This window comes from Corynebacterium mycetoides, from assembly GCF_900103625.1.
Classification (GTDB): domain Bacteria; phylum Actinomycetota; class Actinomycetes; order Mycobacteriales; family Mycobacteriaceae; genus Corynebacterium; species Corynebacterium mycetoides.
In genome coordinates this window covers 1,809,331-1,821,596 of record NZ_LT629700.1, presented here as the reverse complement: position 1 = coordinate 1,821,596, position 12,266 = coordinate 1,809,331, and the positions used below count along the sequence as shown (strand labels likewise).

Sequence of the window (12,266 nt, the reverse complement as noted above, 5' to 3'; positions counted from 1 at the left end):
ACCCCCTTAGCCCGGCGTGTTGGAGAGGGCGTCGGTGATCACGCCTTCGATCGCGGATGTGACGCCGTTGCCGTTGACCACCATGTACAGCACGCCCGCGAGCGCGGCCGCGGCCAGGGAGCCGAAAGCGTATTCGATGGTGGACATTCCGCGGTCGTTCGTCATTTTCGTGTGGATGCGGGTGAGAAGAGCGGCGGTGAGAGAGTTGATTCGATGCATGGTTGTGCTCCTTACGTAAGTGATGCCCCGAGGCTGATTGCCGTCGGGATGAGTCCGAGAACAAAGAAGGCGGGTAAGAAAAACGCGGTGAGGGGGATGGCGATGAGCACCCCGGCGCGCTCGGCCTTCGCCGTCGCGTCGTCAGTGGCAGCGTGCGTGAGCTGGTCCGCGATCCTCTGGCACCCCGCGGTAACCGCGGTGCCCGAGGCATGCGACAGGGCGACCACGCTGGCGAGATCGGCGCCGCCGGGAACCTCGTGGAAGTCCGCCCACGCGCGCTCCGGCTCAACGCCGAGGGCCAGCAGCGACGCGGTGGTGCGCCACTTCTCGGCCAGCGGATCGGTCGAACCGGGACGATAGGATTCGGCCACGGCGGCGGCCGACGCCTGGGCCGTAAGCCCCGCCGAGTAGCACACGGCGAACAGCGAGATGTCGGCCGCGGCGCGGTGCCGGTCGAAGGCGGGCGCGCGGCGCCCGCGCGGCCCGTCCCGGGGGCTCTTCGTGGTCAAACCGGCCGCGCCGCCGCGCAGGCGCGACGCCGGGGGCGCTCCCGGCGCGCACAGCGCGGCGGCGGTGAGAAGGGCCGCGAGCCCGTAGCCGCTCATGCCGCCGCCTGCCCGATGATGTGCTGACATGCGAGGAAACCTGCGCACACCAGCGCCGTGCCCGCCACCAGCAGCCACCCGCCCGCGCCCGGGCCGAGCAGGAGACCGAGCGGGTTGGCGCCCATCGCGGATCCCATCGCAACGCCCGCGAGGGGCAGCAGCGACAGCACTACGGCGGTCGTTTTCGGGCCTGCGAGCGCCGCCTCGGTCGCCGCGCGATGGCGCTGCTGCGCGTCTATGCGGTCCCTCGCCTGGGCGAGAAGCGCCGCCAGCGGCAGGCCGCGGTTGACGGCCAGGGCCCACAGCGCCGCGACGTCGGCGACCTCTCCAAGCTCGCCGGCAGTGTCGTGCGGGGCCGCGCCGTGCGCCGCCGACACGCCGAGCTGCCGGAGATCCCGCGCGAGCGGCGCCGGGCACGAATCCGGGAGGTGGTCCTCGGCGCGCCTGCACGAGTCGCTCGGCGTGGAGCCGGCCTCGAGATGGGTGACCACGTGGCCCAGGAACCCGGCCACGATGGCCCGGTTGCGCCGCGCCTGGCGCTTGTCCCGGTACGCGGCCGCGGCGCGCGCAAGGGTCATCCCCGCAATCCCCAGGGAGACGACTAGGGCCAGGCGGTCCGACACGATGACGGCCAGCGAAACCACGAACACCGCGGCCGGAATGACGGCCGGGTGGAGGCGCGTGCGGTGGGTCGCGCCGCCCAGCCTGTGCGCGGGGCGCGGCGGGGGCGTGGCCAGGGCCGCGGCGATGAGCGCCGAGGAGACGGCGTTCATGGGCCGAACACCTCCGCGTAGCCGTCTAACTCCCCCGCCTCCGCGTCCCACACCACCCTGGCCGTGACCGGGTTGCCCTCCAGCACGCCGAGCTGGTGGAGGATTCGGGAGCCGTCGGGGCGCCGCTTGACCACAATCACCACGTCCACCGCTGCCGCCAGCTGGGAATGCAGGCTCGGCCGGTCCAGCCCGCCGAGCGCGGCGAGCGCCTCCATCCGCGCCGGGACTTCGTGAATGGAGTTCGCGTGCAGCGTCCCCGCCCCTCCGTCGTGGCCGGTGTTCAGCGCGGCGAGCAGGTCCACCACCTCGGCACCCCGGATCTCTCCGACGACGATCCGGTCTGGGCGCATGCGCAGCGCCTGGCGGAGCAGGTTCGCCAGCGTGATTTCGCCGGCGCCCTCGGCGTTGGCGCCGCGCGACGTCAAGTTGAGCACGTGCGGGTGGCGCGGCGTGAGCTCGAGGGTGTCCTCGATGGCCACGATGCGCTCCCCCGGATCCACCTCGGAGAGCATCGCCGTCAGCAGCGTCGTCTTCCCGGCGCCCGTGCCGCCGAGGACGAGGAACGCACGGCGCCGCGTGACCACGCGGCGGAGCACCTCCGCGCGCTCCGCATCCATCGCGCCGCGCCGCGTCAGGTCATCGAGCGTGGCCGTCGTGGCGCGCAGCACCCGCAGGGAGATGCACGTTCCCGCCCTCGCCACGGGGCTCAGGATCGCGTGGAACCGCAACAGGGTGCCGTCCTCCCGCAGGATGTGGCCGTCGCAGTAAGGTTGGGCGTCGTCAAGCCGGCGCCCGCAGTTGGCGGCGAGCCGGGCGGCTAAGTGGCGCACCTCCGCGTCCGAGGTGAACTGCACGTCGGTGAGCTCGAGGCCCGCTCCGGAATCGGCGTACACGCTCGACGGCCCGTTGACGCAGATGTCCGTGACACCGGGGTTGCCCAGAAGGGACTCCAGGCGCCCCACACCGGTGGTGTCGTCGCGCAGCTGCCGCATGATGCCCAGCACTTCGACGTCGCTGAGCACGACCGCCTCCTCCCTGATCAGGGCGGACAGGCGTGCCGGGTCCGTCACGGGCTCGTGAGCGAGGCGGCGCTTGACGCGCGCGATGATCTCGCCCGCCTCCGCGGCCGGCCTCACAGTCCCACCTCCGCCAAGACGGCGCGAGCGCAGCGTTCCAGCGCCCGCGGGAGGCGACGCGGCAGCCCCGCCGTCTCCAGCTTCTTCGTCAGCCCGGGCACGTCGGGGACGTCGCCGACCACGCGCAGCTTGGTCACGCGCTCGAGTTCGGCGCCCGACAGGCCCGACCACGCCCGGCGCCTGGCCACGGCCACGCACTGCACCCCGCGCGCGCTCAGCTCCGCGCCGATCCGGGTGGCGGCGGCCGCCGCGCGCACCTCCCCCGGCGTGACCACGACCGCGAGGTCGCAGCGCTGCGGCACGAGCTGCACCGGGCAATCGACGACCGTCAGCCCGGCCGTGCCCAGCGCGGCGACGGTGCGCTCGACGGCGGGCGCGTCGAACACGAAAGGGTCACTGATCGTCGTGCGCGAGCAAGTCAGCACGGCAATCCCGTCGGCGGTCGCGGGCAGGGCCCGCCGGATGTCATCCCGCGCGACCTCGCCCTCGCCAACGGTGATCTCGCCCCAGCGCGCCCCGACCGCGTTCTCGACGCCCAGCAGGAGGTCGAGGCCGCCGGAGTACCGGTGGGCGTCGACAAGCGAGGGGGCGAGCTCGGCGCCGCACGAACGGCTTATCGACGCCCCCAGGACCGACGCGCCCGCCCCTCCGGCCGCACCCACCACCGCGACGACCGTGCCCCGCGCGCGGTGCTCGAGCCCGCCGTGGCGCAGCGCCCCGATGGCGCGCAACAGATCCGCCGCCTGGGCGGGGAGAACGAAGGCGTCATCGCTCCATGGGCGGGCCGCGAACTGCTTATCCAGCTCGTCCGGCTCGCCGCCGACGAGGAACACGCCGGGGCGTCGGTGCGGCGGGGGCACGACGGAGGAATCAAGGAGCACCGCGAAACACGACTCATAGCTGCGCTGGAAGGCGGCGGGGTCAGCGCTGGCATCCACGACCGGGTGCCCGGCGACGGCGACGAGGTGGACGGCTTCAGAGTGCACTGTCGGGTCGTCGACGGCGACGAGGATGGGCGAGGTGCGTGACATGCTTCGACTCTCGCGCAGCGCGCGGGGCGGAACAAGGGCCCCGCAGAAAACCTGTGGATAAAACGCCAGCTAGGTGACGTTTCACCATCGCGCTGTGGACAACATGCTGTGGATAACAAGACGGGGACAACATGCCGGGGACAACATGCCGGCGGCGGAGGAAGGCATAAGGGACGGCCCGCGCCTCGGGGGGGGTGTGCGCGGGCCGTCGGTAACCCGGTCTCGGGGGGGGTGGACCGGGGCAGGCCACACTGTATATCGGGGCCGTGCGGGAACGATTATGACACATACCATGAAAACGTTGCAAGCACATCAACAACTTTTCTCGTACTTTTTTTCGAAAATGGTGCGCCCGCGGGTCAAGCGGCCCGTCTACAATGTCGGGCATGGACGTCGACGACAGCACCGGGGAGCCCACGGGCGCCGCCGCGCGGCGCACCGCCGCCTTCTTCGACTTGGACAAAACCATCATCGCCACCTCCTCCGCCTTCGCGTTTGGAAAAGAATTCCTCAACAACGGGATGATCACCCGCCAAGAGGCCGTGGAAATCTACATGACGAAGGCGTCCTACATGCTCATGGGGCTCAGCAGCGAGCGCATGGACTCCACCCGCGATTATATGGCGCAGCTTGTCACGGGCTGGGCGGTCGACGATATCGACCGCGTCACGACGGAAACGATGCGCACGGTGGTCACGCCCGCCATATACGCCGAGGCCAGAGAGCTCATCGGGTTCCACAAACGCCACGGCCGCGACGTCATCATCATCTCAGCCTCCGCGGACATCCTCGTCGAGCCCATCGCGCGCGAGCTGGGCGTGGACATGATCGTGGCCACCGAGCTCGAGGTTGTTGACGGCAAGCTGACCGGCAACGTCACCCGGTTCCTCAAAGGCGATGCCAAGGCGGACGCCGTGACCGAATTCGCCGAGTCCCACGGCTACGACTTAGCTGGCAGCTACGCCTACTCCGACTCGGCGACGGACATTCCCATGCTGGGAATGGTCGGCCACCCGGTTGCGGTCAACCCCGACCGGGCGCTGCGCAAGCACGCCCAGGAGCACGGTTGGGAGGTGCGCACCTTTAAGAACCCGGAGCCGCTCATCCAGATGCCCAACGCCCGTGAAGTGGGGATCGGAGCGGGAGTTGTGGCGGGCGTCACCGCGCTCGCCGCGGCCGGAATCTGGGTTGCGCAGCGCATCGCCAAAGACAACCGCAGCGCATAATCCTCTAGGATTGGGTACGTTCATTAGAAAAGCAAGTGTGGTTTTATGTTGAACTAGCTGGCACGAGCCACCGAGGAAGGTAAAACATCGTGAGCAACAAGGGTCTCTACACAAACGGTTCGACCGCCATCTCCGCCAAGGTCGACTCCATTCCGCTGCGCGACACCGACGTCACCCAGCCGGGCCAGGACTCCATCGGCGCGCTGGTCTCGAACGCCTCCGAGCAGGTGTCCCGCCTCGTCCGCAGCGAAATCGAGCTGGCTAAGACCGAGGTCATGGGCGAGGTGAAGAAGGGGGCCGTCGGAGGGGGGCTGTTCGCCGCCGCCGGCGTGATCGCGCTGTACTCCACCTTCTTCTTCTTTTTCTTCCTCGCCGCGCTGCTCCACCTGTGGATGCCGTGGTGGGCCGCCTTCCTCATCATCTTCCTGGTCATGCTCGCGGTGGCCGGAATCCTGGCCTTCGTCGGCTTCCGCAAGTTCAAGAACGTCAAGGCCCCCGAGCGCACCATGGAGTCCGTGGGCGAGCTGAAGAACCTCGTCCCGGGCCAGGCGCAGAAGAACCTCGCCGAGGATGACAGCGCCCTGTACACCGGCGGCCCCGCGCCGACCGGCCGCATCCCGGTTGTCACCGACGAGCGCTCCGTCACCCGCACGGTGCCGACCCGCGGCGGCTCCACCGCCGTGACCAAGGACTAATACGGGAGACGCAGACGCAGTGCCCGCGCTCAGCCGCAGACTCCCGCCCACAGTCGTGGAGCTCGAGGGCGACTTCGAGCACGAGCTGCTCCATACCCGCGGCACCCGCCTGCACGCCGTCACCGCGGGGGAACCCGCACACCCCCTTGTCCTGCTCCTACACGGTACGTTCGGCGGGTGGTTCGACTATCGCGACGTCATCGCCCCGCTCGCTGAGCGGGGCTTTCACGTCGCCGCGCTCGACATGCGCGGTTACGGGATGTCGGACAAGCCGCCGCCGAGGCCGGGCAACGAGATGCTCATCGCCGTAGGCGACGTCAAGGGGGCGATTTCCACCCTGGGGCATAAGTCCGCGATCGTTGTCGGGGCGGACACGGGCGGAGGCGTCGCCTGGGTCACCGCGGCCCTGCACCCCGAACTCGTCTCCGGCCTGGTCTCTGTTTCCGCGGCGCATCCGGCGGACCTGCGCGCGGCTATGGCAGCGCGGCCCTGGGACTTCATGCCCCTGCTCGGCCGCATCACCGTCGCTCGTCTGCCGTCGCGCCTGCTGAGGCGCTTCCCGCGCACCCGGCGCCGCGTGTACCGGGACAACCTCGTGATCAACACCACCAGCCAGTTTCACGGCACCGCACGCTTCGACGAGGTGCTGAACGTGCGCCGCACAGCCGCCGACATCGACAACGCCTTCGTGCACAGCGTCCACAACTCGCGGCTGATCACGCCGCCCCTAGTCTCCCTTTCCGGTTCCGCCGCGAACGACGCCCCCGTCGCGGCTCCCACACTGCTCATCCACCCGGGGCAGAGTTTGTGGAAGCCGGTCGTGGCGCGGCAGAAGGCGCGCGTGACGGGCACGGTCCGTCAGCTCAGCGTGCCGGGTGCCAAAAACCTTCCCCACATCGAGAACCCGGCGGAGTTTACCGCGGCAGTCGCGCAGTTCGCGGCGCTCACCGGGGGCACCGGGGGCACCGGGGCCGGCTCCTAACCGGCGACGCACGCGCCGGTGTCCACCGGTGCCGTGAGCCCGCGCAGGTCGGCGATCGGGCCCACCACAGAGAGCACCTGGTCCGTGGTCAGTGCGTAGCCGGTGTCGCTGGAGTCCACGGACGCCCCGAAGATCACGCCGGCGACGTCCCCGGTGGGCGTGAGTAGCGGGCCGCCCGAGTTGCCCTGGCGGATGTTGCCGCGCAGCGTGTAGGCCTCGCGCTCGACGCGCCCGGTGGCGTAGATGTCGGGCCCGGCGATGTTGATGCGGCTGCGAATCCGCGCCGGGGCCGCCTCGAACGGGCCGGAGCGCGGATACCCCATCACCACGGCGTCGTCGCCCGCTCCCAAACCGGCGTCCGCGAACGGCAGCGGGTCCAGCCCCAGGCCGGGGGCGCGCAGAACGGCGATGTCCACGTCCGGGTTGTAGTAGACCACCTCGGCGCTTTTGACGCCGAGCACAGTGTCAAGGTCTACCGCCCCTGTGCCCGCCACCACGTGGGCGTTGGTGATCACGTAGTCGTCGGCGGCGACGAACCCGGACCCCATGAGCTTGCGGCTGCAGGATTCGGCGTCGCCCATCACGTGGACCACGCTGGGGCGCGCCTGCTCCACCATGGCGACATCCACCACGTCGGGGTCGGGCGCGTCGACCTGCTGCCCGACCGTGGGCGCGAAAGGTGAGACCAGTGGCGGAAGCCCTGATTCGTTCAACAAAGCGGCGAGCCGCGCCGGCAGCTGTTCCGCCCCGGCAGGTGCCGCGGCGTTGAACGCCCCCAGCACCGCGGACTGGCGGATCCCGTCACCGACCTTGCCGGGGACGGCCGACGCCAGGGGGATCGAGATAAACCACACCACGAGCGCAACCGCGACAGCCTGGAACACCGAGCCCACGACGGAATCCACCACCTGCGTGGAGCGCCAGCGCGCGCGGTCGCGCAGCCTGGAGCCGACGATGACCCCCACGGAGCTTCCCATCGCCGCGAAAATCAGCACCACGACCAGCAGGATCGCCAGCTTGAACGCGAGCGCTTCGGCGGCGTTCACCAGCGCCGGGGCGACAGCGAGACCGACGATGAGCCCGGCGACGATACCCACCGTGGACAGAATGGACGTCAACGCACCCCGGCGCCAGCCACTGATGAAAGAGGCAATGATGGCAAGAACCAAAATTGCGTCGACAATGAAGGCTGCGTCCAAACCGGCGATACTCCCTACTACCTTCTACTACCTTCTACCTTGCGACCACGTGCGGACAAGCGAATGCTCATAGTACCCCGGACGCGGTCAGAAATAGCGCTCGTCGTTGCGCGAGCCCGAAAGCGCCCGGCGCAGCGGCACAACCGTGGTGTCGTACGGCTGGGTCCATCCGGCGGCGTCGAAGATGACGTCGAGAAGCAGGCCCGTAAACCCCCACACGAGGTAGCCGTTGATCGTGAACGCCGGGCCCTTGAAACCCATGACCCCCACGGTGAGGCGGTTGCCCGGCTCGAGCAGCTCGGAGACCGGGGCGAAGAAGACGTCGTCGGTTTCCGCGGGGCTGGCCGGGTGGGGATGCCCGGGGTCGGCCGAGTACCCCAGGACGGGGCGCACGGCGCGCTGGTTCCCGGCGGTGGACACGGCGTTTAGCGTGGCCAGGGGAATCACCAGCTCACGCTGAAGGCCGGTCTCCTCCCACGCCTCGCGCAGGGCGGCGTCGACGGGCCCTGTATCGGTGGTGTCGATACGCCCGCCGGGGAAGGCCATCTGGCCGGAGTGGCTACGCATGGCGGGCGTGCGGTGGGTGAGCAGGATCTCCGCGGTGTCCGGACTCTCGCCGGTGAGCAGCATGAGCACCGCGGAGTCATCGGGGGCGCCTGCGCGCGGGGCGCGGCTGTCCAGGGTCCGGCGCATCCGCTCGGAGCTGCGCGCCTGCGCCATGCCAGCGACCATTCCCGTCATCCAGTCGGGCGCGAGCTCGGGGCGAAGGGGCACGTCAGCCATCTACAGCACCCCGCTCACGGCCGCGTCGAGCTCCGCGGCGGAGTGGAACACCTCGGGGAACACGCCCACGCGCTCGCCCCCGCGGAACACGAGCGTGATCGGGATGACCCCGGGCAGCCCCAGCGTGCCGGCGAACGCGTTGGTGCTGTCCTGGTAGCTGGGCAAATCCACGCCCAGCTCCGTCAGCAGGGCCGCGCCCTTGGCCGCGGACGCGTCCGCGTGCACGCCCACCACGGTGACGTCCGGGCGGGCGGCCGCGTACTCCGCCAGAACTGGCAGCTCGTCGCGGCACGGCTCGCACCACCACGCCCACACGTTGACTACCGTGACTTCGCCGCTGGGCGGGGCGTACCCGCCGCCGAGGCACTCGAGCTCCACCCCGCCGACGGCCGGCCCCGGGCAGTCGGGGCGCGCGCCGATGTCAGCCTGCCCGCTGCTTATCGACGCCTCACCCGACGCACCCCCAGAAGAATCCGACGCAGTTCCCCCCGAAGGCCGCAGCAGAACGAACGCCCCGGCGAGCACGATGACCGTGGCCGCCAAGGCGGCGATGACTCCTGTCAGGACGGACCTGTTCACCGTGGCCTACTCCCCTACTCCTGCGAATGCGAGGATGTGTGAGCGCTCCGGGCCGGTCACGCGCGCCGCCGCTTCCGCCGGGCCGGTCGGGCCCGCCCCGAAGCTGGGGCAGTCGAACCGCAGCGGGCAGGCGCCGCACGCGGGCGTGCGCGCGTGGCACACGCGGCGGCCGAGGAAGATGATGCGGTGGGAAAACATCGTCCACTCCTTCTTCTCCACCAGCGCCGCGATGGCGTGCTCGATGGCCACCGGGTCCGTCTCCTCGGTGAGCGCGAGCCGGTGCACGAGGCGCTGGAAGTGCGTGTCCACCGTGAGCCCGGGCATGTCGAAAGCGTTGCCGCGCACCACGTGCGCCGTTTTGCGGCCCACCCCGGGCAGCGTCACCAGATCATCCAGCGCGGTGGGAACCTCCCCGCCGAAATCCGTCACCAGTTTCTGGCCGAGGCCGATGAGGTTGGCAGCTTTCGCCCGGTAGAAGCCGGTGGGGCGGATAATCTCCTCGATATCGGTCTGGGAGGCAGAGGCGTAGGCCTCGGGCGTCGGAAAGCGGGCGAACAGCTCAGGGGTGACCTGGTTGACCCGCACGTCCGTGGTCTGGGCGCTGAGCACAGTGGCCACCAGCAGCTCCAGCGGGGTGGTGTAATCGAGCTCGGCGCGGGCGTCGGGAAACACCGCCGCCAGCGTGCGGTTGATCCGCCGCGCGCGTTTCTTCCGCCCGATCGCGGTCTCCTGGCCGCGGGCGGCGGGGTGGGTTCCCGAACGGCGGCGCTGCGGCGTGAGCGAGGCGGCGGGGGCCGTAAGGTCAGTCATGCATCTCACTATAATGGCGGCGAAAGGTAGCATCGGCACCATGACGGTTCTGTATGCAGCGTTGGCACCCGTGATCCTAGGCGCGTTCGCGGTGGGCATGGAGCGGCTTGAAGCCGGCCTGCTCGCTGATTGACCACACTTTTCGCCTTTTGTGACGTATGTCCCAAGGCAATGGTACTGTGGCTGCTGTAAATCAGCCGTGCATCGTAGGAGGAATGATGACTGGGGAGCACGACATCCTCGCCCGCGCCGGGATTTTCCAGGGCGTGGAGGCCGACGCGGTGACCGCGCTGATCAGCGAGATGGAGGATGTCCACTTCCCTCGCGGCACGACCATATTCGACGAAGGCGAGCCCGGCGACCGCCTCTACATCATCATCGAGGGCAAGGTGAAGCTGGCCCGCCACGCCCCGGACGGGCGTGAGAACCTGCTCTCCGTCATGGGGCCTTCCGACATGTTCGGCGAGCTGTCCATCTTCGATCCCGGACCGCGCACCTCCTCGGCGGTCTGCGTCACCGAGGTCACCGCGGCCACTATGAACTCGGACTCCCTGAAGAAGTGGATCAGCGACTACCCGGAGATTTCCCAACAGCTCCTGCGCGTGCTGGCCCGCCGCCTGCGCCGCACCAACGCCTCGCTCGCGGACCTCATCTTCACCGACGTCCCCGGCCGCGTGGCCAAGACGCTGCTGCAGCTGGCCAACCGGTTTGGCACGCAGGAGGGCGGCGCGCTGCGCGTCAACCACGACCTCACCCAGGAGGAGATCGCCCAACTTGTCGGCGCCTCGCGCGAGACCGTGAACAAGGCGCTGGCCACGTTCGCCCACCGCGGCTGGATCCGCCTCGAGGGCAAGAGCGTGCTCATCGTCAACACCGAGAACCTCGCCCGGCGCGCCCGCTAACCCTCGTTCTAGCCTTCGTTGCGGATGTAGCGCAGGGCGACGCGGGTGGATTGCTCCGCCGCGCCGCGCAGCACCGGGTCGACATCGTCGTAGATCGCGTCCACGATCGTGCTGATATCCGCGTCCTGCCCGTGCTCGGCGAGCGCCTGGCGGATCTGCTCGAGGCGGTGCGTGCGGCGGTCAATGTACTTGCGCGCGAACCACGCCACATTCTCGCCGTCCGGCCCGTGGCCCGGCAAGAGGGGCACGCCCTCACCCTGCTCCTCGAGCATGGTCAGCGTGTCAAGATAATCTCCCAGGTCGCCGTCGGTCTCTGAGATCATGGTCGTGTGGCGCCCGGCGATGGTGTCGCCGGTGACGATGCCTTCGAGGTCCCCGCTGCCGTCCTCACCAATCGGGCCCGTATAAATAAAGAAGCTCACGGAGTCGCTGGTGTGCCCCGGGGTTGCCACAACCTTGATGTGCGGTGAGACGCCGTCGAGGGAGATCACTTCGCCGTCGACAAGCGGCTCGGCGCCGGCGCAGTACTTGGGGTCCAACGCGCGGACCGGGGCGCCGGTGAGCTGGCGGAAGCGCTCGGCGCCGTCCGCGTGATCGTGGTGGCGGTGCGTGAGCAGGATGAGCGCGACCTTCTCCCCCTTGGCACTTAAGACGTTGAGGTGCCCTTCATCTTCCGGGCCGGGGTCAATAACAATGCTGAACTCGTCCTCCGGGGCGCGGATGACCCAGGAGTTCGTCCCCTCAAGCGCCGCGTAGCTAGGGTTCGGGCAGAGCACGACGGACGCGGAGGGAGTGACCGGACGCAGTTGGCTGTAAGCGGGATGCTCCATAAATGCCAGCCTACAGCTGTTGCGCAGCTTTAGTCCCGCAACTCGACGACCAGCTCCACCTCGACGGGGGAGTCCAGCGGCAGGACCGCCACGCCGACGGCGGAGCGGGCGTGCGCGCCGGCCTGACCGAAAATCTCGCCGATGAGCTCGCTCGCGCCGTTGACCACGGCGGGCTGGCCAGTGAAGTCAGGGGCGGAGGCCACGAACCCGACCACCTTGAGCACCCGGGCGACGTTGTCCAGGCCCGCCACCGCGTCCACCGCGGCAAGCGCGTTGAGGCACGCGCGCCGGGCGAGGTCGTAAGCCTCGTCCTGGCTCACCTCCGCCCCCACCTTGCCGTGCGCGGGCAGCGCGCCGCCCACGAGCGGGAGCTGGCCGGAGGTCCACACCTGGTTTCCCACGCGGGTGGCGGGGACGTAGGCGGCCAGCGGGGCTACAACCTCGGGGAGTTCGAGGCCCAAGGCGGAAAGCTTCTCACTGAACGTCTCCGCCACGG

15 protein-coding genes are annotated in these 12,266 nt (G+C 69.6%); 4 read left to right on the top strand and 11 right to left on the bottom strand.

The window, feature by feature from the left end; genetic code table 11:
• Window positions 1-6: 6 nt before the first annotated feature.
• Genes BLS40_RS08755 through ssd form a run of 5 tightly spaced genes read right to left on the bottom strand, consistent with a single transcriptional unit; the run spans window position 7 to window position 3,764 of the window.
• Complete coding sequence (locus tag BLS40_RS08755) at window positions 7-219, bottom strand: DUF4244 domain-containing protein (protein ID WP_092151346.1); 213 nt, start codon at window positions 217-219, stop codon at window positions 7-9.
• Window positions 220-230: 11 nt separating this feature from the next.
• The gene (locus BLS40_RS08750; RefSeq protein ID WP_231908436.1) at window positions 231-854 is read right to left on the bottom strand and encodes a type II secretion system F family protein; all 624 of its coding nucleotides are present in this window, start codon (window positions 852-854) and stop codon (window positions 231-233) included.
• Entirely contained in the window at window positions 821-1,597 is a 777-nt protein-coding gene (locus tag BLS40_RS08745; RefSeq protein ID WP_092151342.1) for a type II secretion system F family protein, read from the bottom strand. Before BLS40_RS08745 ends, BLS40_RS08750 begins: the two co-directional genes overlap by 34 nt.
• On the bottom strand, window positions 1,594-2,733 hold the full coding sequence (locus tag BLS40_RS08740) for a TadA family conjugal transfer-associated ATPase (RefSeq protein WP_092151340.1): 1,140 nt from the start codon (window positions 2,731-2,733) through the stop codon (window positions 1,594-1,596). The genes BLS40_RS08745 and BLS40_RS08740 overlap by 4 nt, the downstream gene beginning before the upstream one ends.
• The gene (ssd, locus tag BLS40_RS08735; RefSeq protein ID WP_092151338.1) at window positions 2,730-3,764 is read right to left on the bottom strand and encodes a septum site-determining protein Ssd; all 1,035 of its coding nucleotides are present in this window, start codon (window positions 3,762-3,764) and stop codon (window positions 2,730-2,732) included. The genes BLS40_RS08740 and ssd overlap by 4 nt, the downstream gene beginning before the upstream one ends.
• Window positions 3,765-4,150: 386 nt before the next feature.
• Here ssd and BLS40_RS08730 point away from each other — a divergent pair, with 386 nt between their 5' ends.
• The 3 genes from BLS40_RS08730 (at window position 4,151) to BLS40_RS08720 (ending at window position 6,667) form a co-directional block, all read left to right on the top strand.
• Entirely contained in the window at window positions 4,151-4,990 is an 840-nt protein-coding gene (locus BLS40_RS08730; RefSeq protein ID WP_172808020.1) for an HAD family hydrolase, read from the top strand.
• Window positions 4,991-5,079: 89 nt separating this feature from the next.
• Complete coding sequence (locus BLS40_RS08725) at window positions 5,080-5,685, top strand: phage holin family protein (protein WP_092151335.1); 606 nt, start codon at window positions 5,080-5,082, stop codon at window positions 5,683-5,685.
• A gap of 19 nt (window positions 5,686-5,704) precedes the next feature.
• Window positions 5,705-6,667 carry an alpha/beta fold hydrolase gene (locus BLS40_RS08720; protein ID WP_231908435.1) on the top strand — a complete coding sequence of 321 codons (963 nt, stop codon included), beginning with the start codon at window positions 5,705-5,707 and terminating at the stop codon, window positions 6,665-6,667.
• Here the strand turns inward: BLS40_RS08720 and BLS40_RS08715 are convergent.
• The 4 genes from BLS40_RS08715 to nth form a co-directional block, all read right to left on the bottom strand.
• Entirely contained in the window at window positions 6,664-7,866 is a 1,203-nt protein-coding gene (locus tag BLS40_RS08715; protein WP_092151333.1) for a MarP family serine protease, read from the bottom strand. The two genes, BLS40_RS08720 and BLS40_RS08715, sit on opposite strands and share 4 nt — an antisense overlap.
• A gap of 87 nt (window positions 7,867-7,953) precedes the next feature.
• Entirely contained in the window at window positions 7,954-8,649 is a 696-nt protein-coding gene (locus BLS40_RS08710) for an NUDIX hydrolase (protein ID WP_092151331.1), read from the bottom strand.
• On the bottom strand, window positions 8,650-9,228 hold the full coding sequence (locus tag BLS40_RS08705; RefSeq protein ID WP_092151329.1) for a TlpA family protein disulfide reductase: 579 nt from the start codon (window positions 9,226-9,228) through the stop codon (window positions 8,650-8,652).
• A 6-nt stretch (window positions 9,229-9,234) separates the two neighbouring features.
• Window positions 9,235-10,038 (bottom strand): endonuclease III, encoded by an 804-nt coding sequence (gene nth, locus BLS40_RS08700; protein WP_092151327.1) that lies wholly within the window; start codon window positions 10,036-10,038, stop codon window positions 9,235-9,237.
• 218 nt (window positions 10,039-10,256) lie between these two features.
• On the opposite strand from nth, the gene glxR reads away from it, so the two are divergent.
• Complete coding sequence (glxR, locus tag BLS40_RS08695; protein ID WP_092151325.1) at window positions 10,257-10,940, top strand: CRP-like cAMP-activated global transcriptional regulator GlxR; 684 nt, start codon at window positions 10,257-10,259, stop codon at window positions 10,938-10,940.
• A gap of 8 nt (window positions 10,941-10,948) precedes the next feature.
• Here the strand turns inward: glxR and BLS40_RS08690 are convergent, their stop codons facing one another.
• Together BLS40_RS08690 and BLS40_RS08685 are read right to left on the bottom strand one after the other, a co-directional pair.
• A complete protein-coding gene (locus BLS40_RS08690) occupies window positions 10,949-11,770 on the bottom strand; it encodes an MBL fold metallo-hydrolase (RefSeq protein WP_092151323.1) in 822 nt (273 codons plus the stop codon).
• Window positions 11,771-11,799: 29 nt separating this feature from the next.
• Window positions 11,800-12,264: a RidA family protein gene (locus BLS40_RS08685; RefSeq protein WP_092151321.1), complete on the bottom strand. Its 465-nt coding sequence runs from the start codon at window positions 12,262-12,264 to the stop codon at window positions 11,800-11,802.
• Window positions 12,265-12,266 lie beyond the last annotated feature (2 nt).